Source organism: Paracoccaceae bacterium, assembly GCA_012103375.1.
Lineage (GTDB): Bacteria > Pseudomonadota > Alphaproteobacteria > Rhodobacterales > Rhodobacteraceae > WLWX01.
In genome coordinates this window covers 1,486,253-1,507,296 of sequence record WLWX01000001.1, presented here as the reverse complement: position 1 = coordinate 1,507,296, position 21,044 = coordinate 1,486,253, and the positions used below count along the sequence as shown (strand labels likewise).

Sequence of the window (21,044 nt, the reverse complement as noted above, 5' to 3'; positions counted from 1 at the left end):
TCAGGCACGGGCCCGACGCCAGCGGACCCCAAGGCACGCCCCGCGTCAAGCGATGAGGCCGCGTAACTGGCGAACCTGGCATCCGCCGCCACGCCGACCCGCGATCCCGGATCGGATCGCGTCCCTGTATATATAGGTATTCCGGGGCCTTACCCCAAATCCGCAGCGATATCCTTGGTCTGCTCATAAAGCCGCCTGAACAGCGCATAACCGGTCTGATATGCGGGCTGAGGGCGCGCCGTGACCTGCCGCGCCACCGGATTCCAGCGCGCCATGTCGCCCGGTTCCACCCGCCCAAGCGCAAGTGCCGCCAGGAAGGCGTTTCCGTAACTCGCCCCCGTCGATCTTTCGCTGATAACCTGATCTATCCCACTGATATCACTGGTCGCTTGCAGCCAGAGGGTATTTTGAACGCCGCCGCCAACAGCCAGCAGCCGGGACGGCGGCGCGCCGACCTCGGCAAAGGTCTGCATAACGTGATTGGTGCCATTGGCGATCCCCTCGATCACGGCGCGATACATATCGCCGCGCGTATGCGTCAGGTTCAGCCCGAAAAATGCGCCCTTGGCGTTTACGTCGTGAATCGGGGTACGCTCCCCCGAAAAATAAGGAAGGAATATCAATCCATTTGCACCCGGAGCGGATGCATCAGCTTCACTTGCGAGCAATCCGAACGCCTCGGCCTGCGGCAGATCCCTTGCGAATTGATCGCGAAACCAATGCGTCAGCGTCCCCGACGTCGCCAGACCCGCCATCGAGGCATGCTGACCCGGAAACAGCCACGGCGCATACCACAGACGCGGATCGCGAATCCGCGCCTTCGACAGCGCGATGATGAAGATCGTCGATCCATACATCATCATCACATCGCCGGTGTTCTGCACACCCACGCTGACCGCTTCCGCCGCCGCATCAATCGTTCCGCAGGTGACCGGAGTCCCCTCGGCCAGGCCCGTCGCGGCGGCTGCCTTCGCCGTGATCTGCCCGGCAATCTCGGTCGACCACATCAGGCACGGCAGGCGATCCAGCGGCAGGATGTCGCCCGCCAATGCGTCGGTCCAACCCAGCGCGTCCACATCATAGAGCGGGCTGAAATTGGCCGCTGTGTAGTGATCAATCACACACTCACCAGTCAAGCGTTGCACTAGGTATGTCGTGGAACTGACTATTTTTGCGGCATTTTCATAGATCTCTGGCCGGTTCTTCTTGAGCCACAGAATCTTCGGCCCCACCGATTGACTGGTCAGCGCGTTGCCGCAGCGCTGCAAGATCACATCAGCGCCGATCCGGTCGGTCAGTTCGTCTATTTCGTCCCCCGCGCGCGTATCGACGCCATAAAGGACACCATTCATCAACGCATTGCCGTCCGCATCCACCGGCACCATGCAGGGGCCAATCGCGCTGACCGCCAGCCCCGCAATCTGCGCCGGATCGACCCCGGATTTCGCCAGAACCGCCATGGAAACCGTGACCAGATCGCCCCACCAGTCCTGCTCGGGGCGGTGTTCGGCCCAACCGGGCTGCGGCACCAGCATCTTGTGATCTGCGCGCGCCTCGGCCAGGACAGCGCCGTCACCGTCGACCAGAACACCCTTGGTCTGATAGGTGCCGATGTCGATTCCCAATGTGTAAGTCATGGACGTTCCAGCGAAAATTCGGGGTCAACGCGGGCCAGGGCAGAAATCAACAGCGTGGCCAACGCCTCAAGATCGCGGATATCGCAAACCTCACGACTGGAATGGGAATAGCGCATGGGGAACCCGACATCTATCGCGGCAACCCCTTCGCCAACCAGTTGCACATAGCTGAGATCGGTCAGCACCCCGGTTTGGGCCGAGCGTTGCAATGGCACCCCCTCGGCCTGCGCTGCATCCTCCATCAGTTGCACCATGGCGGGATGCGGGATCACGCCGTTCAGCGTTCCGCGCCCGTGAAACGAATAGAGGCTGATCCCCGGCCCGCCGCCCAGCACCATGTCGCCACGATCCGCCATGTCGGGCGTGTCGGTGGCCAGCATCAGGTCGATCTGGATCGCCATATCCGGCAGCAGCGCCTGTGCCGCGACCTGCGCACCGCGCAGGTTGAATTCTTCCTGCACCGACCAAACCAGATGCACCGTTGGCCCGCCGCTTCGCTTGGCCAGCGCTTCGGCCACTGCCAGCTGCACCGCACAGCCTGCGCGATCGTCGACCGCAGGCCCAACGATGCGGTGCGCGCCCATTTCGAATGACCCGGGCGCATAGACGACCGGCGTGCCGATCTGCACCCCGGCTGAAACCGCATCGGCTTTCGAAGCATAGCCGGCATCGACGTATATGTCAGGATAGCGCACGACCTGGTATTTCTCATCCGGGGATGTGGAGTGGTGGCTTTTATTTGCAATGATTCCAAATTGATCGCGGCCTTCGCCGATGCATAACATCACCTCTTGACTGGCCAATGCCCGCTCGGGCACTCCGCCGAGGCGTTCCAGCCGGATGAAGCCGTCATCTTCGATCTTTCGCACCACGAACCCAAGCTGATCCATGTGGGTAAACAGCATGACCGCGGGGCCGTCGCCTGCGACCGTGGCAATCAGATTGCCCAGGCGATCCGTCCGATGCGCCAGCCCGATGTCATCCAGCCGTGCGGCAATCGCGGCGCGCACGCGGTCCTCATGCCCCGACAGGCCCGGCACGGCCATCAGGGCGTGCAGATCGTCGCGGATGCTCATTCCCCGCGCGCCTTCCGCGCCCGTGCCATGAAATCGGCGGCACGGTCCGGATCGACCGTGTTCCAGGTATCGCCGTCCACCTTCAGCGACGATCCGACAATGCAGCCATCCGCAACGGCCAGCACATCTGCCACGGTGTCATGCTTGACGCCCGTGTTGGCCAGAACCGGCACATCGACGGCGGATTTTACGGCCTCAAGCGCGCTCATCTCGGCCGCTTCTCCGGTGATTTGCCCGCTGACCAGCACCGCATCTGGGATCGACGAAAACACCGCACTGCGGGCCCGATCTGCCAGTGGTCTTGCATCAAGACTGTGCGCGAACTCTGCCGAAACATTGAACAAAAGTGCCAGATCTTCGCGCGTCAAGCGCGAGCGATACCGCAGCGCCTTACCCGCGTCCGGCGCCCAGTGGCCCATGTCGGACGCATAGGTGCCGGTGAAGATCTCGCGCGCGAAATCGGCACCTGTGGCAGCGGCCAAAGCCACCGTGCTCATCGGGTCCCACAGGACGTTAACACCAAGCGGAACTTTAATGTCGCTGCGCAACTGGCCGATAACGCTGGCCATTGTCGCGAGGGAGGCACGATCCACGTCAAACTCATACGGGCGATCATTCTCATTCCCGAACATCACCGCATCGACGCCCGCCGCCTGCAGGGCATCCAGATCGGCCCGCGCGCCTGCCAGTATCCCGGCCACGCCCGCATCCGCATCATAAAGCGGAGTCCCCGGCAGCGCCCCCAGATGCACCATGGCGATCACCGGTTTGGTGTCCCCGAAGATATTGTAAAACCGTCGCATTCTCTGCCCCCTTTGCCGCGCACAACCTAACGATCTTGCCCTGAAGTGCAAAAGCAAATCATATGGGCGACAACACAGCGGAGGATGCCATGACACTTAGCGCACGCCATTGGGACCGGATCGGCAACGGCGGTGTTGCCCTGACCGAACTTGGCTTCGGGTCGGCCCCGCTTGGCAATCTTTATCGCGCGATCAGCGATGATGACGCCAATGAGATTCTTGAGGCCGCCTGGGCCGGTGGCGTTCGGTATTATGACACCGCGCCACTTTACGGCTATGGCCAGTCCGAAACGCGCCTGAACCGGTTCCTGAAGACCAAGCCGCGCGACGACTATGTCCTGTCCACCAAGGTTGGGCGGCTATTGAAGGCGGTTCCGCCAGAGCAGGCCGACGGTGCCGGAAAATGGTTCAATGTGCCCTCCCGGCGCGAGGTTTACGATTTTTCCTATGACGGGGTGATGCGGTCTGTCGAACACTCGCTGGAGCGCCTCGGGGTGGACCGGATCGACATGCTGTTTGCCCACGACATCGACGTCCCAAATCAGGGCAGCCGGGCGAATGTGAACGCCAAAGTCGATCAGCTGATGGCGGGTGGTTACCACGCGCTGGAACGGCTGCGCCTGGACGGCACGATCAAGGCGTTCGGCGCGGGCGTGAACGAATGGGAGGTTTGTCAGCAACTGGCCGAGCGTGGCGATTACGACATATTCCTGCTGGCCGGACGGTATACTTTGTTGGAACAGGACGCGCTGAACAGCTTTCTGCCGCTGTGCCAGGATCGCGGCATCGGGATCGTGATTGGCGGGCCGTATAACTCGGGCATCCTTGCCACCGGGCCAAAGCCGGGCGCGTTCTACAACTATGAGGTTGCGCCGCAGGATATCCTCGACAAAGTGACGCGGATCGAGGCGATGTGCCTGGAACACGGCACCGATCTGGTGCAGGCGGCGTTCCATTTTCCGTTGCTGCACCCCTCGGTCCTGTCGGTCATACCGGGCGGGCAATCGACCGGCGAAATGGCGCAGAACATTAAGGTGGCCCGCGCGGGCGCCATCCCCCACGCGCTGTGGGTGGCGCTGAAAGAGGCCGGGCTGATGCATGCTGATGCGCCAATCGGCACCCCCTGATGCAGATCGACGCGCATCAGCATTACTGGCAGCCCAGGCGCGGCGATTACGATTGGATGCCCGAAGGCCACCCGGTGCTGGACCGACAGTATCGCCCCGCCGATCTGGCGCAGCATCTAACCGCCCACAGGATCAACAAAACCGTGCTGGTGCAGGCCGCCGCCACCGTGGCCGAAACCGAATACATGCTGGGCATCGCCGATGCTACGGACCACGTTGCGGGCGTCGTCGGCTGGATTGATTTCGAAAACCCCAACGACGCCGCCACCTTGTCCCGCCTGGCCAAGCATCCGAAATTTCTGGGTGTCCGCCCGATGATACAGGACATTGCCGATGACAATTGGATGCTGCGCGAGGATGTGCAGTGGGCCTATCGCGCCCTCAGCGATCTGGGGTTGACCTTTGACGCCCTGGGCTTTCCGCGCCATCTGGATAACTTCGCAGAATTGTTGGGGAATCACCCGGATCTGAACGTTGTGATCGACCATTGCATGAAACCGGATATCGCCGGTCATTCGGATGCGGCATTCACCCAATGGGCCGATGGAATGCGCCGGTTGGCCGATCGCCCCGGCACCTGCTGCAAGCTGAGCGGTCTGGTCACCGAAGCCGCCGAGGGTTGGGCCATCTACGACCTGCGCCCCTACTGCGACGTGGTTCTGGACGCTTTCGGTCCGGATCGCGTGATGTGGGGGTCGGACTGGCCGGTCTGCCAGTTGCGCGCACCATATGGCGACTGGCGACGCGCGGCCGAGGCGCTTTGCGCGCAACTGTCGGCGGATGACCGCGCGCAGGTCTTTGGCGGTACGGCGGTACGCTTCTACGGGCTTCCTGTCTGAGCGGTCTGAGCGAACTGTTCCACCGCTGCCAGTGTGATGGCCCGGCGTTGATCAACCGGGGTTGCAACATGTAACGCGGCGGCCGCTTGCGCCAAGCGCGGCGCTTGTGCCAATGCGCGGCCTGCATCCAATGCTGCCGCCAATGCTCCGACAAAGGTGTCGCCCGCCCCGTGGGTCGAAATCACCTTGACCGGATGCGCCGCCAATGCCTCCGATTTCCCGTCGGGCCCCGCCCAGATCAGCCCATCGGCCCCCAGCGTGACGACGACCGAACCGCCGGTGCGTGCAGCCAGCATCCGCGCCTGTTCGCTCGACGTGGCGTCGCCGGTGAGTTCTGTGGCCTCGCCCCTGTTGACCACCAGGATATCGGTCAGTTCCAGCAACTCAGCCTGCGTGTCCCGCGCCGGGGCGGCGTTCAGAATGACCAGAACATTCGCGACGCGGGCCTTTCGGGCAAGGGCCAGGTTCACCGGTTCAGGAACTTCGTTTTGCAGACACAGGATTTTCGTTTCCTGATTTATCTCAACCCGTTGCGCATCAATCCTCAGGTTCGCGGCGGACACAATGACCGCCCCGTAATCGCCAGACGCATCGACAATTGCAGCGCTCATCCCCGAGGCACCGTCGTCCTGCTGGACACCGCTTCGATCCACCCCGGCGGCATCCAGTTCGCGCAGCAGATGCACGGCGAAATCATCCGCACCGACCCGCCCGGCTATTGCCACGGACGCGCCCATCCGCGCCGCTGCCACCGCCTGATTGCCGCCTTTGCCCCCAAAGGCATAGGCCACCGACTGGCCCGACAGCGTCTCATCAAGGCGCGGCAGGCGTGGGGCGTTGACCACCACGTTCAGATGCAGCGAACCGACGACCTGAACCGCCATCAGTCGGACCCGTAAAGCGCGCGCCCAACGATCCGCATCGAGGTTGCGGCATCCTGCCTGGAAATCGCGCCTGCAAGTTCGGCGTCATCGACCAGACCGGCGGCAACATCGCGCAGGCGCTCACACAAGGCGATATTCGTCGTCGCCTCGGCAACCGGATCAAGACCACCGTGATCCGGGAACGTATCAAAATATATGACACCGTCATAATTTGCGCGCGACAGCTCAACAAACAGCTCAACTGTCTGGATCGGATGCACCGTCCCGACCATCAGCCCGTCATCGCGTTTGCCATAGCCGTCGTTGAGGTGCACGCCCATCAGGCGGGAATGCCGCGCGATCAGATGCGCCGAATGCGCTGGCATCTCGTCGGCATAAAGCACATGCGCGAAGTCGAGCGTTACGCCGATGTTATCGCGCGCGGCCTCTTTGACCCCCAGCAGCGTGGTTGCCACATCGGGCATCAGCGCAAAGGCCCGCGGCTCATTCGGTTTGTACTCGATCGCGATTTCCAGCGCCGGGTTGTGGTCGGCAACCGTCTGCAATGCCTCGACCGTCCAATCCCACATCGCGCCGTAATCGCCTTGAAACGCATAGTCGAACCCGTCCTGCCCTATCCAGAGCGTCATCTGAGTGCCGCCCATCTCGGCCAGCGCATCCAGCCCCGCGCGCGTGATGTCGATCGCGGCCTGCCGCACCTTTGGATCTGGGTTGGTGAAGGCGCCAAGGCGAAATCCCGGATCAGTGTAATAGCGCATCGCCAGCCCGTTCAGCGCCATGCCGTGACCGGCCAGCACCTGCGCCATTTCGGCGGGCGAATGGCCCGCGAAATGGTCGGGATAATTCAGATCCGCCGCATCCATGCCCGGCACGGATGCCGCCCGCGCAATCATCCCCGGCAGGCCCGACCCTTTGGGCAGGCCGATCTTGAATGCATTCAGGCGCGCGGCATACCGGGGGCGGTTGGAAAGGTCAGGCATCGGGGTATCCCTAATTGAGGCCCGCCCAGACCTAAGCAATCCTGATAGGCGCCGCAATGCGGGCAGGCAGGCGCCGCCAAGGATGACGGCCCGCGCGCCACAGGGCCCCCGCAATGGGACGATCTTGCCGCCTATCCAGCTTGACCCCGCCTCCCGGCCACGGCAGCGTGGCACGATGTTCCCGATCCGCGATCACAACCCGTCCGAGCGTAGGCCCTATGTGACCTATGCCCTTCTGGCGGGGAACATCATCGTATTTCTGTTCACCTGGACCCTTGAAAGCCAGCCGCGCGCGCAGGCCGAATTCTATTTCAACTGGGCTTTGATCCCGGCGCTGAATTCGCCGATCACATTCCTCTCTTCAACATTCATCCACGCCTGGTTCATGCATCTTGCAGGTAACATGCTGTTTTTATGGATTTTCGGCGACAAGATGGGGCATGTCGGCTTCCTGGTGTTCTATCTTCTGGGCGGCGTCGGCGCGGGCCTTGTACAGGTGATGAGCGATGTCGGATCAAACGTGCCAATCGTCGGCGCGTCAGGCGCAATCGCCGCTGTCATGGGGGGATACCTGCTGCTGTTCCCGCGTGCAAAAGTTGACATCCTGCTGATTCTCATCGTGTATTTCAAAGTCTTCTCGGTGCCCGCATGGGTCATGCTGGGGCTGTGGTTCGGGCTGCAATTGTTCAATGGCATCACCACCGATCTGACCGGCGGCGGCGTTGCTTATTGGGCGCATGCGGGTGGATTTGTGGTTGGGGCCATCCTGACGATTCCGATCTGGCTGCACGCGGGCGGGTTCGCGTTCTGGAAACGCACCCACGGCCACCCGGACCACCCCGAAGCGCAGTATGATTTCGACAAATCGCGCATCCCACACGTGCGCCGCAAGTAAGCGCGCCGAACAAGAAAAACTGGCGCGCCTTTGGTGCGACACCGGCTGGCATGTGAGTTTACTTGCAATCTCACTGAGGGACGGCGGCTGCGCCTTGATTGCATGCACATGGGGCACTTTAGGCGCCATCCCAAATATCTGACACGCTGCTGGAGTTACCTGCGCCCGGTGCGCGCCGCAGGCGCAGGGCGCGCGGCGGCGTTGCGGTTGAAGCTGTCGCCTGCCACAGGCGCGCGGTGGGCGCGTCAGGTGAGGATGAAGGGTCATGCGGAACCTGCCCGGCAGGGACCGCCGCGCGGCAAGGGAAAGCTGGCTCCGCATCGGGAATTCTTTGAGGAGTTGATCGCACAAGACCCTGACATCACGCTCTTTGAGTTGCGTAATGCGCTGGCCGATGCAGAGGGTGTGCGGGTGCATCACTCCTCCATCGCCAACCTTCTGTCCCGGCTCGGCTTCACGTACAAAAAAAGTCGCTGGTCGCAACCGAGCGCCGCCGCGCCAAGGTAAGGCAGCAACGGGCCGACTGGTTCAGATACCGCTCGCCAGCCATTGCGACCTTTCCTGAGCGCGTTGTCTTTATTGACGAAACCGCAGTGAAGACAAACCTCACGCGCCTACGCGGCAGAGCCAAGCGCGGTAAGCGCCTGACGATGGATGCGCCCTTCGGAAGCTGGGGAACCCAAACCTTGATCGCGGGCCTGACCCAAGGCGCGCTGATCGCACCTTGGGTCATCAAGGGAGCGATAGATGGCCCCGCCTTCGCGGCCTACATCCGCGAAGTGCTGGTCCCCGAGATCAACCCCGGCACTGTCGTCATTCTCGACAACCTGGCAACCCACCGGAATAAGGAGGCGACGCAGGCTTTACGCAATCACGGCTGCTGGTTCCTTTACCTGCCACCGTACTCGCCCGACCTGAATCCCATCGAGCAGGCCTTCTCTAAACTGAAAGCCCATTTGCGACGGATCGGGGCCAGGTCCTTTACCCAGGTCTTCGAAGCAATCGGAGCAATCTGCGATCTCTACGACCCAGTAGAATGCTGGAACTACTTTAAGGCCGCCGGATATGTCTCAGGTTAATGTCGAAACGCTTTAGGGAGAGCATGCACCAGCATTCGGTTGCAACCCACGCTGTTGGCTTGAGTTGCGCCTTGCGGCCTGCCATCACAAGCAAACACAAGCCAGGCAGATCAACGAAATGGCAAATCCGAACCGCACGCGCTTTGACCGGCGCATCAAAGATCAGTTGCGCAAGTTGCGCGCGCGGATAAGCGCCCTCAAAGGCGCGCCAGAGATACACAAACGTTTTCAAAAGGTTCACGGCTATCCCTTGAACCTGAATGCGCCGCGGACCTGGAATGAAAAGATGCAGTGGCGCAAGTTGCGCGACAAAAACCCGCTTCTGCCGGTAATCTCAGACAAGGTCGCAACGCGCGAATTTGCACGGTCCCGGTTGCAGCCGTCCGATCATTGGGTCGTGCCGCCGTTTCTGCAGGTCGCCACGACTGCGGACCAGATCGACATCGCCGCCCTGCCCGACGATGTCATCCTGAAGCCTGCGCATGGGTCGGGTTGGCGTATGCCGCTTACTGCGGGTGAGCCCCGCGACGTTGCGGCCCTTCAAAAAACCCTGAGGTACTGGCTGGACCGCAGCTTCGGAACCGCGCTGGCCCTGAACGAGCCACTGCTGCACGGCCCGCAAGGGGGTCGCCCGGCTGAGGTCAAATTCCATCTATTCCACGATGAAATCCGTTTCGTTACCTTTACCGAAGCCGGTGACGAACTTACCCATGTCGGCGTGTTTGACGAGAATTGGCAGGTTCTGCCCTTCGCAATTCACAAACCACCGATGGAGGTCGCCCCGCCCGTACCGCAGCGCTGGGACGACCTCTGCCGGATCGCGCGCCAGGTCGGTGCCGGTTTCGACTATATCCGCGTCGATTTTCTGATGGCCGATGGTCAGGCGGTCCTAAAGCGTTTCGGCTTGAACCTGAATCGCGAGGGATTCCCTTGAGACCTGATCTGTGATTCATCCTGTTTGGGAGGATGGATCATGTCAGCACCTTTGCCATCTGCGCTTCGGATACGGTTTCAGAGATACATTGAAGAAGGGTTGAGCGGGCGCGCGGCGGCGTTGCGGTTGAAGCTGTCGCCTGCCACAGGCGCGCGGTGGGCGCGTCAGGTGAGGATGAAGGGTCATGCGGAACCTGCCCGGCAGGGACCGCCGCGCGGCAAGGGAAAGCTGGCTCCGCATCGGGAATTCTTTGAGGAGTTGATCGCACAAGACCCTGACATCACGCTCTTTGAGTTGCGTAATGCGCTGGCCGATGCAGAGGGTGTGCGGGTGCATCACTCCTCCATCGCCAACCTTCTGTCCCGGCTCGGCTTCACGTACAAAAAAAGTCGCTGGTCGCAACCGAGCGCCGCCGCGCCAAGGTAAGGCAGCAACGGGCCGACTGGTTCAGATACCGCTCGCCAGCCATTGCGACCTTTCCTGAGCGCGTTGTCTTTATTGACGAAACCGCAGTGAAGACAAACCTCACGCGCCTACGCGGCAGAGCCAAGCGCGGTAAGCGCCTGACGATGGATGCGCTCTTCGGAAGCTGGGGAACCCAAACCTTGATCGCGGGCCTGACCCAAGGCGCGCTGATCGCACCTTGGGTCATCAAGGGAGCGATAGATGGCCCCGCCTTCGCGGCCTACATCCGCGAAGTGCTGGTCCCCGAGATCAACCCCGGCACTGTCGTCATTCTCGACAACCTGGCAACCCACCGGAATAAGGAGGCGACGCAGGCTTTACGCAATCACGGCTGCTGGTTCCTTTACCTGCCACCGTACTCGCCCGACCTGAATCCCATCGAGCAGGCCTTCTCTAAACTGAAAGCCCATTTGCGACGGATCGGGGCCAGGTCCTTTACCCAGGTCTTCGAAGCAATCGGAGCAATCTGCGATCTCTACGACCCAGTAGAATGCTGGAACTACTTTAAGGCCGCCGGATATGTCTCAGGTTAATGTCGAAACGCTTTAAACGAAATGTCCGCCGTCCACATCAGCGGTTACGGGCCTGTCACGCCCGTCGAATACGACCGGATCATCGGCGATTGGTGGGATCTGTCTGCGAAGACGCGGAATCGTAGCGCTTGAGGGGGGGACGGATCGAACCCACTGTGCGATTTTGGAGCGGAACTTATCGATCTTCGCAACATAACGCGCAAATGCCGTCGCCCTCCATATCAAAACAATCAGGGCCGACCCCATCTGGCGGCAGATGTATTCAAGCGCGGAGCGATGCTCACCACCCACCGTCACCCGTCGATGCGGGCGCCCATGATGGCAATCGCCTGCTGATAGACTGTCGCCGCGTTCCATTCCTTGATCACGGCAAAGTTCGGCTGCCCCTCTTGATAGCCCAGGCCGGTGCACCAGCCCTTGCCGCGCAGGTAATTTGCCGTGGTCGCCAGCGCATCGTTCAGGTTGTACAGATCAACCCGCCCATCGCCGTTGCCATCCACGCCATAGCGCAGCGCATTGCCGGGCAGGAATTGGGTGTGGCCAAGCTCTCCATGTTTGGCGCCCTTGGTGCTGCCGGTGATGACGCCCTGATCCACCAGCTTCAGCGCCGCCAACGCGTGCGGCTGGAAGAATTCCGAGCGGCGGCAATCGTAAGCCAGCGTCGAAATCGCCGCCACGACCGAGCTGTCGCCCATAAAGCCGCCAAAGCCGGTTTCCATCCCGTGGATTGCAATCAGCACGCCCGCCGGAACGCCATATTGCGCCTCAAGATTGGCATAAAGGCCGGGGTTCTTTTTCAACCGGCGTTTGCCCTGCGCGATGATCGTTTCCGCGCCGCGCACTTGCATGAACTTGCTCAGCGAGTACTTGAAGCTTTTCTGGCCCCGGTCCGCCGCAATGGTCCGCGTGGCATATTTCGTCGCCTTCAGCGCGGCCAGCCCGCGCGCGGTCACGCCCTTCTGCGCAGCTTCCCAGGCGAAATCCCGTTTCCATTGTTCGTACCCCGCACCGGTGTTGCCGCAGGTCAGCGCACTGGCCGCCCCCGCAGTCAGGGTCAGGGCGGCGGACAGGATCAGGGACTTGGCAGAAATCATGACGAATGGCTCCGGACGTTGGACAAGATTGTTTTGCGAAGGGATACAATGGCGCGCGCCACAGGGGAAGCCCCGGTTCAGCCCAGAACGCGGTCCAGCCCGTCAATCAGTCGCGAAATGTCCGATTCCGAGGTGTAATGCACGAATGACATCCGCAACACACCGCGACCTGGGTCAACGCCAACACCCGCCAGCGCCCGCCCGGCGTAAAAGTCACCACCATCGCAATTGATGCCCAACCCGGCCAGTTCTGCCGCGATCGGCGCGCAAGGGACGGACAGCTCCACTGCAACCGTCGGCGCACGCTTCTCGGCCTGATCCGGCCCGATCAACCGGACCGAGTTCTTCGCCGACAGGTGATCCAGAAGTGGTTGCAGCAGGCGCCCCTCCTGCCTGCGCATCAGATCATGCACCGCTGCCGCACGCGATTTCACCGCCGCGTCGCCGCCAAAATGATGCGCGTGAAGGGCATCGACGAAATCCGCCATCCCGGCACAGGCCGCGACCTGCGCGTGGTCCGGCCCGCAGGGCGCGAACCGATTGGCCACAACGTCGCCGTTGAAATAATGCGCCTGATTTAGCAGCGCCTCTCCCAAAGTGCGGCGCACAACCATGATACCCTGATGCGGACCATAGGTCTTGTAGGCCGAAAACAGGTAGATATCTGCACCAAGCGCACCAACGTCGGGAAATCCGTGCGGAACATAGGAGACTCCGTCCACACAGGCCGCCGCGCCAGCCGCGTGAATGACCCGGACAATCGCCGCAACATCATTGATCTGCCCGATAACGTTCGAGCAATGCGGGAAACAGACGAGCCGCACTTTGGAGTCCAGCAAAGTCTCCAGATCGGCAATGCGCAACTGCCCCGTCGCCGGGTCCATGCGCCATTCGCGCAGCTCGACCCCGTCATCCGCCAGCCGCCGCCAGACGCCCGAGTTTGCCTCGTGATCCTGATTGGTCACGATGATCGCATCGCCGGGCCGCGCCGCCATCCGAAACGCCTGCGCCATGACATAGGTGTTTTGACTGGTCGAGGGGCCAAAGACCACCTCCTGCCCGTCAACACCCAGCATCGCAGCCAGCCGTGTTCGCGCCTCGACCATCTCGGCCGCACCCGCCTGCGCGGCCGCGTAAGGCGCACCGGGCTGAACCTTGCGCTGCGTATAAAACCGCGTCAGCCGGTCGATGACCTGCCGACAGGCAAATGACCCGCCCGCATTGTCAAAGAACGCCTGCCCCGCCAGCGTTGGTTCCTGAAAGGCAGGAAACTGTGCCCGAACGAATTCAAGATCGAGTTCCATTCAGACGACAAAGCGGTGATTCCACGGCGGGTCAAGGCCCGAGGGCACCCGAGCGGCCTTGAGGCGACGGGGAATCGCCACAGCACCCTCGACCAGGTGCGTTGACGGGCAGACTGCCCCGTCAACCACCTCCCCAGCAAATGGGCATTCTTGGCCGTTCACGCGCACTTCGAAATCCAGGCAAGCCTTGGCAGCGCGCGCCAATCCGGGTTCGAATGCGCCGCAGGCGCGCAACTTTCTTTGCTGCGAAACGCCAGCGGCCCCGCGCATCCCTGCACGGGGCCGCCAGATTCTTTTCAGTTGCGCTTACTCGGCAGGTGTTTGTGCCGTGCCGCCCGATTTCTGGCGCATGCCGTCGCGCACCAGGGCCTTGACCAGTGATATGGCCATCAGCACCATCACCGCCGAGAATGGCAACGCGCCAATGATCATCGCCGTGTTAATCGCGCCCAATCCGCCGGCCACCAGCAACACGCCGATCACCGCCGTCAGGATTGCACCCCAGACGATGATATGCACTTTCGCTTTCTGGCTTTCGTCACCGGCTGCCGCGATCGTGTTAATGATCAGCACCGCCGAGTCTGCCGAGGTCACAAGATACGTCAGCAGCAGCACCACGATGATAAGCGACATGATCGTCGCCAGCGCAGGCGACAGCATGTAGTTGATCGTCGCGAACAGCTGGCTGGAAATGCCGACGCCGGTGATCTTATCTTCGGCCCCGCCCGTCAGGGTCAGGTCAATCGCTGTGCCGCCAACGAAGGCGAACCAGACGAAGCACATGACCGAAGGCACGATCATTGCGCCCAGAACATATTCGCGCACGGTACGACCGCGTGAAATACGTGCCAGGAACAGCCCCACGAAGGGGGCAAACGCAATCCACCAGGCCCAGTAGAAGATCGTCCAGCCGCCCTGCCATCCGGCAAGACCGTTGACGACATTCTCTGCGCCCGTTCCATCCGGTGCCCAGACCGTCAGCGACATTGCCGGCAATGCGATCACATAGTCCCATATGCCCACAAACAGCGCCTTCAGTGCGAACAGCGTCGACCCGAAGATCAGGAAGAATGCCAGCAGGAAAAAGCTGAGGCCCATGTTGATGTTGGACAGCCACTTGATGCCTTTGCCAACGCCCGACAGAGCCGACAGCGTCGAACAAGCCATCACGATCGCCAGCGCAAGAAGCATCGCCCCGACAGTCGGATCACCATCGGCATTCATCAGCCAACCCGCGCCGGTAATGTTGAATACACCCGATGCGAACTGCGACACGCCATACCCGATGGTCACCGACACACCCAGGATGGTGGCAACGACCGAAACGATATCGACGATATGACCCAACGGCCCTTCCAGTGCGCGCCCAAACAGCGGCGTCAGACCCGACCGGATTGTCAGCGGAAGCCCGCGTGAATAGCTGAAGAACGCCAGCGTCAGCCCGACGATGGCATAGCAGCCCCAGGCCGAAAAGCCCCAGTGCAGGAACGACCATTGATAGGCCGAGCGCACGTTCTCAGCCGTGCTGCCTTCCTGGAAACCGCGGATCACGTCCGGGTTGGTGCCAAAGTGAAAGATCGGTTCCGCCGTGGCATAGGTCAGCATCCCGATGCCGATCCCGGCCCCGAACATCATCGAAAACCACGAAAAGCTCGAAAATTCCGGCGTGTCACCGGCCAGCCCCAGCTTGATGCGGCCCGTTGATGGCCACAGCGCAAGTGCGAGGCATACGACGATGAAAAACGCCATCGCATACATGTACCAGGCGCCGGTATTAGCGTCGATAAAGGCGCGGATTCCGTTCAGGGCGGCCCCTGCTGCTTCGGACCAGACGGCGGCCCAGACTATCAGCAATCCGATCAGTATCTTTGATCCAATTGTTACAAACTTACTAAATCCTTCATAGAAACCGCTGCTTGCGGTTTCGATATCCAGATCGGTTATCGGTGGTCGGATTGCCATTGCGTTCTCCCTTACGACAGGTATCCTTGCCGCAACCTACGGACAAATCCTGCGGTAACATAGGCTTTACACGCCGGGATTCCGCCAAAACCGACACTTTCTTTGGCAAACCGTTGAAAGGCCCGCCAAAAAAATATGGGATTTTGGCCTGCCGAATGCAGGATCAGTTCGACGTGGCGCGGGTCAGGCGTTGACGTCTACAACAACCCGGCCCCGAACCTGCCCTTTCAGGATCTCGTCGCCTAGACGCGGCAGATCTGACAGGGTTGCCGGTGCCACCATCGCCTCCAATTTGTGCATCGGCAGATCCCGGGCAATCCGGTTCCAGGCGCGGACCCGGTTGTCATAGGGTTGCATGACTGAATCGATGCCCAAAAGGTTCACGCCGCGCAGCAGGAACGGGATAACCGTTGCAGGCAGCGCCGCCCCCCCGGCCAGGCCCACGGCGGCGACCGAGGCGCCGAATTTCATCTGCCCCAGCACCCGCGCCAGCATCGCGCCACCGACCGCATCAACGCAGCCCGCCCAGGTTTCGGCCTCCAACGGGCGCTTGACCACCTCGTTGATCTCATCGCGGGCAACGATCTTTGCAGCGCCAAGGTCGGTCAGATACTCAGCCGTCTCGGGTCGCCCGGTGACGCCCGCCACCTGATAGCCAAGGTTGGCCAGGATCGCCGTCGCGACCGAGCCGACCCCGCCCGCCGCGCCGGTTACCAAAACTTCACCCTGATCCGGCGTCAGCCCGTGGTCTTCCAGCGCCATGACCGCCAGCATCGCGGTGAACCCGGCAGTCCCCACGGCCATCGCCTGCCTTGTATCCAGCCCAGCGGGCAGCGGCACCAGCCAGTCCGCCCTGACTCGCGCTTTTTGCGCATATCCGCCCCAATGCGCCTCGCCCACGCGCCAGCCGGTCAGGACGACCTTGTCGCCGGGGCTGTAACGATCATCGTCGCTGGCCTCGACCGTTCCGGCAAGGTCGATGCCCGGAACATGCGGATAGTTCCGCACCAGGCCGCCACCGGGGCCAATGCACAACCCGTCCTTGTAGTTGACCGTGGAATACTCGACCGCAACCGTCACCTCGCCTTCAGGCAGGCGCGACAGGTCGATCTGCTGGACCGAGGCGTTGGTCTTGCCCTCGTCATTCTTTTCCACAATCAGCGCATTGAACATTGGTCGTAACCTTCTCTAAATCCTGAATTTTTGCGGGGTCAGCGCATCCCGCGCACCGTCCGGCGTCCCCAAAGGCAACGTCGTTGCGGCATCCCTGTGCGGTGTCTCAACCGCGCCAAATACGATACTCACCCCGAAGTCCGCCGACTTATAGGCTGACGCGGCCTGCCAGACCAGCAGGTCACCCGGCATCAGCGGCCCGGCCCGGACCAGTCGATGGCGCAAACCTCGCCCGACTTGCCGTCAAAGTCCCAGACCCGGCCATAGTCTCGCAGGCGGCTTTTGGTGCCCTTGGCCACCACCACATCGGGACCCATCCAGTATTTCGTGTTTTTCACGATCACCGGGGTTTCGCGATCTGCGCCCATGACCATCTCAATCTCGCCCTGAATTTTGCGACCCACTGTGATCGCGCGGCGCATCCCGTCACGCTCAATCTGCACGGGCGCGCGTTCGGCGCCGATGATGGTGCTGACCAGCTTGGTGAACAGCCCCGTGGTGCCGCCTGCCGTTCCGGACAGGATTTTCAGCAACCCGTTATAGGCCTTCTGACTGGCCCGTTCGTCGATATAGGCGGCAACGCGCCAATCGCCTTCGGCCATCCGACCCGGAATCTCGACCATCAGGCCGATGTTGAGGCCGGACATATCCTCGCCCTCGTAATGCCCTTCATCAATCGCGATGGCCATCCAGGCGTGGCAATGCCCCTCGGTCGGCTTGTGCTTGCCCAATGAGACGACGCAGGGGCAGAACACCTCGCATGAGCAATTCAGGAACAACTCTCCCTTGATGGCCCAGTCGGTCGGTTCCTCGCGGCGGCGGCGCGGGTCCATGCGGGCGTCAATCCGCTGCTGGACATGGATGCGGTCCGAAGCGATTTTTTCGCGGGTCTTAACCATTCGGGTCCCTTTCAGAAAAACGCGGTGCTGAGCACACCCAGCCCCGCCGCAATATGAACAACGCCCAGGGGCCGCACGACCATGCGCGACATCCGGGGCAGTTTTTCAGACACCATCAGGACCGTGGCAAGGCCCATCCAGATCAGGTTCATCGTGCCACCAACGAAGGCCAGCGCCATCAGCGCCCAGCAACAGCCAAGGCATATTGCACCCAGTCGAAGGCCCATCGCGGCAGCGTTCCAGCGTGCGTCATTCCAATGGCTCATGAAAAACGCCATTGGCGACAAGCATTTGGATACGCAGCCCGCTTTCAGGGTCGAGAATTGATAGCCCCCGGCCACGATCAGCAGTCCGCCTGTCAGTAACGGGCTGAGGCTGGCGCCATCTGCGCCGATCCAGCCGCTTGCCGACAGCGCCAATTGCAGCGCCGCAGCGATGGCCGCAAAACCCAGCCAGATCGCCCCGTAGCCAGCGCAGAATTCAATGAAAATCCGCGCCCGCCCGCGTGACAGATCATCCAGAACCGTCAGTGCAGGCATCAATGTCGGGGCCATCATCGCCGCCGCCATCAGTGCCCACATCGCCAAGATCACGCGGTATCCTGCCCCGGCCCCGTCAACGCGGCATATGGCGGCCAGCCGCGCAAACAGCCCGTCAGCCTGCGCCCCCTGCATCGCCATCAGTGCAGCCCAGGCCGCGATGATGGCCGCGAAGAACACCAGCCAGTGAGCCGCTGCCAGCCGGGCGCGTGCAAATGCAATCACTCTGCGTCCCCTCCTCTGTCGCGGATCGCTGCCAAATCGACGTGACATTTCGCGCCTTGGTGGCAAATGTCAAACGCCAGTTTGAATGGTCGGGACCCCAAAGGGGTGCTTGTGGAATTTTCTTGTTGAACAGCCCCGCACTCCCTAAAAGCCCAAGCCAGATCATCCGGGGAGAACACGATGAAAAAACTGACAACAATGCTGAGCGTCAGCGCCGTCGCGCTGGCCGCTGGAAGTGCAACTGCTGATGACGCCGAACTGCTGGTCTTTGACTGGTCGGGTTTTGAGGAAGATGCCTATTGGGCGAAATACGCCGAAAAACACGGCGACAACCCGACCTATGCGTTCTTTGGCGAGGAGGAGGAGGCGTTTCAGAAACTCCGCTCGGGCTTCAAAGCCGATGTGGCGCATCCCTGTTCGCAATCCATCGACAAATGGCGTCAGGCCGGTCTGATCGAACCCTGGGATCTGTCGAAGGTGCCGAATTACGAAACCGTGGCCGACGTTTTCAAGACGGCGCCGATTTTCACCGACAATGGCGATGTTTATTTCATCCCGACCGACAACGGCACCACGGCGATTGCCTATAACATGGATGAGCTCTCGGCGGATGACCTGACCTCGCTCCAGGTGTTCCTGGATCCGAAGTTCGCCGGGCGCACCTCAATCGCGGATAACGTCGATGACGCCTATGCGCTGGCCTATCTTGCGACCGGCACGACCGAATGGACGACCGCAACAATGGACGATTTCGAACGCGCCAGCGCGTGGTTGCGCGAGGCGCATCAGAATGTGCGCGCCTATTGGGCAGACGGGGCGGAACTCAGCCAGTTGATGGCGACGGGCGAGGTTCTGATCTCCTGGGCGTGGTCCGAGGTTCCCGTGCAGATGCGCGCCGAAGGTCACCCGATCGGATTCAAGCGCGATACTGTCGAAGGATCATCCAGCTGGGGCTGCGGCTATGTCAATCTGGTTGACGGACCGGGCAGCGAAGACAAGGCCCACGACTTCATCAACAGCTTTCTGGACGCCAGCGTGACCGATTATATCGTGAACGAATGGGGCTATGGCCATTCCAACACGGTGGCTATGCAGAACATCGACGCAGAAACCCTGACCGAGGTTGGCCTTGGCCCGGTTGACGTGCCGATCCTGGCGCAACTGCCGATGAGCCTTGAGCTGCGCGAAGCCCAGGTTGCCGAGTTCGAGAAGATTAAGGCGGGCTTCTGAACTGAAAAACAAGGCTGGGGGCATTCTGCCCCCAGACCCCCTGAGGATATTCTCAGATCAATGATGGGCATTCGGTTGGTTCTTGATGCGCCGAGGTCTGCACCCTATATTGGTCATGTTCCCTCGGGGACTATGGACATAAACGCGCTCGTAATAAGCGGATCGGACCCGGGGGCGGTACCCGGCGGCTCCACCAAACATCCTTCATTTGGGGATCATGGGGCCGAAACAGGATCGACGGACGTCTAAAGGGGTTTGCTTTGTCTCGGTGAGGTACCACCGATATCGGTCCAATCAAGCTAGTTGCAAATGACAACAAAGCTCCGATGGCCCTCGCTGCGTAAGCAGTGCGGAATATCGAAATCTAAGTCCTTTCGCCTAGCAGCGTAAGGCGGGGCCCGCCGGAGCCTGGCAACAGAATCCGGCACCTTTCCCCCAAATGCTTGATTTCGGCCTTGGCTTGCGGCACTCATGCCCCATGGGGCGCGCGACAGCCTCGTGAGGCTACGGCCCGACGTTCGCATCCTGACATGACAAACCAAAGGATGCCCCATGCCCGGCCCGAATGAAATTTCTGTTCCGCAACTTCTGCGCCTGATCGGCACCCCGGATTGCCCGGTGATCGTCGATGTCTGCATTGACCCCGATTTCGCGGACGACCCGTATCTGATCCCCGGCTCAATCCGGCATCCGGATACCGACTTGCCGGGACTGCTGGACCTGCTGGACGGGCGTCCGTCGGTCATTTCCTGCCAAAAGGGCCTGAAGCTATCCCAGGGCGTTTGCGCGTGGCTGCGCGCCGAAGGGCTGGCCAGCGAGTATCTGGCCGGCGGCATGTTTGGCTGGCGTGACCACGAAGGCGCGCCGCGCATCCCGGTTGCCGCCTTGCCCGCTCCTGTCGATGGTGCGACGCTCTGGGTCACGCGCCACCGCCCCAAGATCGACCGCATCGCCTGCCCGTGGCTGATCCGTCGCTTCGTAGACCGGAACGCTCGGTTCCTGTTCGTTGCCCCGGATCAGGTCGCCGGTGTGGCCGATCGGCTGGGCGCAACGCCGTTCGACATTGAAGACGTGCATTTCAGCCACCGAGGCGACCTCTGCACCTTCGACGCCATGCTCGACGATTTCGGCTTGCGGACCGAGGCGCTGGACCGCCTCAGCACCGTGGTGCGCGGCGCGGACACCAACCGCCATGACCTGCACCCCGCCGCCGCTGGCCTGCTGGCCATGTCGGTCGGGCTGTCGCGCCAGTATCGGGACGATCAGGCGCAGCTGGAGGCGGGACTCGCGCTTTATGATGCGCTCTACCGCTGGGCACGCGACGGGCATGAGGAAGGCCATGACTGGCCCGGCGGGCGCGGCTGAG

The 21,044-nt window shown here is 61.6% G+C and carries 20 protein-coding genes, 1 other RNA gene and 1 pseudogene; 10 read left to right on the top strand and 12 right to left on the bottom strand.

Features of this window, described 5'->3' with window-relative positions:
• Nucleotides 1-149 precede the first annotated feature (149 nt).
• From GKR99_07700 to GKR99_07690, 3 genes are read right to left on the bottom strand one after another with little or no spacing between them, the layout of a single operon-like run.
• On the bottom strand, nucleotides 150-1,637 hold the full coding sequence (locus GKR99_07700) for a carbohydrate kinase (protein ID NKB27432.1): 1,488 nt from the start codon (nucleotides 1,635-1,637) through the stop codon (nucleotides 150-152).
• On the bottom strand, nucleotides 1,634-2,713 hold the full coding sequence (locus tag GKR99_07695) for a M20/M25/M40 family metallo-hydrolase (protein NKB27431.1): 1,080 nt from the start codon (nucleotides 2,711-2,713) through the stop codon (nucleotides 1,634-1,636). The genes GKR99_07700 and GKR99_07695 overlap by 4 nt, the downstream gene beginning before the upstream one ends.
• A complete protein-coding gene (locus tag GKR99_07690) occupies nucleotides 2,710-3,516 on the bottom strand; it encodes a BtpA/SgcQ family protein (GenBank protein NKB27430.1) in 807 nt (268 codons plus the stop codon). Before GKR99_07690 ends, GKR99_07695 begins: the two co-directional genes overlap by 4 nt.
• Nucleotides 3,517-3,605: 89 nt before the next feature.
• Between GKR99_07690 and GKR99_07685 the strand changes: the two genes are divergently transcribed.
• A complete protein-coding gene (locus GKR99_07685; GenBank protein ID NKB27429.1) occupies nucleotides 3,606-4,643 on the top strand; it encodes an aldo/keto reductase in 1,038 nt (345 codons plus the stop codon).
• On the top strand, nucleotides 4,643-5,482 hold the full coding sequence (locus GKR99_07680; GenBank protein ID NKB27428.1) for an amidohydrolase family protein: 840 nt from the start codon (nucleotides 4,643-4,645) through the stop codon (nucleotides 5,480-5,482). The genes GKR99_07685 and GKR99_07680 overlap by 1 nt, the downstream gene beginning before the upstream one ends.
• On the opposite strand, the gene GKR99_07675 is transcribed toward GKR99_07680, so the two are convergent.
• On the bottom strand, nucleotides 5,464-6,366 hold the full coding sequence (locus tag GKR99_07675; GenBank protein NKB27427.1) for a ribokinase: 903 nt from the start codon (nucleotides 6,364-6,366) through the stop codon (nucleotides 5,464-5,466). The two genes, GKR99_07680 and GKR99_07675, sit on opposite strands and share 19 nt — an antisense overlap.
• On the bottom strand, nucleotides 6,366-7,346 hold the full coding sequence (locus GKR99_07670) for a TIM barrel protein (GenBank protein NKB27426.1): 981 nt from the start codon (nucleotides 7,344-7,346) through the stop codon (nucleotides 6,366-6,368). Before GKR99_07670 ends, GKR99_07675 begins: the two co-directional genes overlap by 1 nt.
• Before the next feature lie 175 nt (nucleotides 7,347-7,521).
• Between GKR99_07670 and GKR99_07665 the strand changes: the two genes are divergently transcribed.
• The 5 genes and pseudogenes from GKR99_07665 to GKR99_07645 all read left to right on the top strand — a co-directional run bounded on the left by GKR99_07665 (nucleotide 7,522) and on the right by GKR99_07645 (nucleotide 11,252).
• Nucleotides 7,522-8,241, top strand: a complete 720-nt coding sequence (locus GKR99_07665; GenBank protein ID NKB27425.1) for a rhomboid family intramembrane serine protease — start codon at nucleotides 7,522-7,524, stop codon at nucleotides 8,239-8,241.
• A 255-nt stretch (nucleotides 8,242-8,496) separates the two neighbouring features.
• The gene (locus GKR99_07660; protein NKB27424.1) at nucleotides 8,497-8,748 is read left to right on the top strand and encodes a transposase; all 252 of its coding nucleotides are present in this window, start codon (nucleotides 8,497-8,499) and stop codon (nucleotides 8,746-8,748) included.
• A complete protein-coding gene (locus GKR99_07655) occupies nucleotides 8,715-9,320 on the top strand; it encodes an IS630 family transposase (protein NKB27423.1) in 606 nt (201 codons plus the stop codon). Before GKR99_07660 ends, GKR99_07655 begins: the two co-directional genes overlap by 34 nt.
• Nucleotides 9,321-9,438: 118 nt before the next feature.
• Nucleotides 9,439-10,254, top strand: coding sequence for a hypothetical protein (locus GKR99_07650; protein ID NKB27422.1), 816 nt, complete (start codon nucleotides 9,439-9,441; stop codon nucleotides 10,252-10,254).
• 39 nt (nucleotides 10,255-10,293) lie between these two features.
• Nucleotides 10,294-11,252: pseudogene (locus GKR99_07645) on the top strand (IS630 family transposase).
• Between the two features lie 293 nt (nucleotides 11,253-11,545).
• Here GKR99_07645 and GKR99_07640 read toward each other — a convergent pair.
• The 7 genes from GKR99_07640 to GKR99_07610 form a co-directional block, all read right to left on the bottom strand.
• Nucleotides 11,546-12,346 carry a murein transglycosylase gene (locus tag GKR99_07640; GenBank protein NKB27421.1) on the bottom strand — a complete coding sequence of 267 codons (801 nt, stop codon included), beginning with the start codon at nucleotides 12,344-12,346 and terminating at the stop codon, nucleotides 11,546-11,548.
• 77 nt (nucleotides 12,347-12,423) lie between these two features.
• Nucleotides 12,424-13,650, bottom strand: coding sequence for an aminotransferase class V-fold PLP-dependent enzyme (locus GKR99_07635; protein ID NKB27420.1), 1,227 nt, complete (start codon nucleotides 13,648-13,650; stop codon nucleotides 12,424-12,426).
• 306 nt (nucleotides 13,651-13,956) lie between these two features.
• A complete protein-coding gene (locus tag GKR99_07630; GenBank protein NKB27419.1) occupies nucleotides 13,957-15,612 on the bottom strand; it encodes a BCCT family transporter in 1,656 nt (551 codons plus the stop codon).
• A 183-nt stretch (nucleotides 15,613-15,795) separates the two neighbouring features.
• Complete coding sequence (locus GKR99_07625) at nucleotides 15,796-16,785, bottom strand: acryloyl-CoA reductase (protein NKB27418.1); 990 nt, start codon at nucleotides 16,783-16,785, stop codon at nucleotides 15,796-15,798.
• Between the two features lie 15 nt (nucleotides 16,786-16,800).
• Nucleotides 16,801-16,977, bottom strand: a complete 177-nt coding sequence (locus GKR99_07620; protein NKB27417.1) for a hypothetical protein — start codon at nucleotides 16,975-16,977, stop codon at nucleotides 16,801-16,803.
• Nucleotides 16,977-17,684 carry a DUF1326 domain-containing protein gene (locus tag GKR99_07615; GenBank protein ID NKB27416.1) on the bottom strand — a complete coding sequence of 236 codons (708 nt, stop codon included), beginning with the start codon at nucleotides 17,682-17,684 and terminating at the stop codon, nucleotides 16,977-16,979. Before GKR99_07615 ends, GKR99_07620 begins: the two co-directional genes overlap by 1 nt.
• Before the next feature lie 11 nt (nucleotides 17,685-17,695).
• Nucleotides 17,696-18,424, bottom strand: a complete 729-nt coding sequence (locus GKR99_07610) for a DUF2182 domain-containing protein (GenBank protein ID NKB27415.1) — start codon at nucleotides 18,422-18,424, stop codon at nucleotides 17,696-17,698.
• 204 nt (nucleotides 18,425-18,628) lie between these two features.
• Here GKR99_07610 and GKR99_07605 point away from each other — a divergent pair, with 204 nt between their 5' ends.
• From GKR99_07605 to GKR99_07595, 3 genes are all read left to right on the top strand, one after another.
• Entirely contained in the window at nucleotides 18,629-19,678 is a 1,050-nt protein-coding gene (locus GKR99_07605; GenBank protein NKB27414.1) for a polyamine ABC transporter substrate-binding protein, read from the top strand.
• A gap of 78 nt (nucleotides 19,679-19,756) precedes the next feature.
• Nucleotides 19,757-20,107: a transfer-messenger RNA gene (gene ssrA / locus GKR99_07600) on the top strand.
• Nucleotides 20,108-20,230: 123 nt separating this feature from the next.
• Entirely contained in the window at nucleotides 20,231-21,043 is an 813-nt protein-coding gene (locus GKR99_07595) for a sulfurtransferase (GenBank protein ID NKB27413.1), read from the top strand.
• Nucleotide 21,044: the final 1 nt, after the last annotated feature.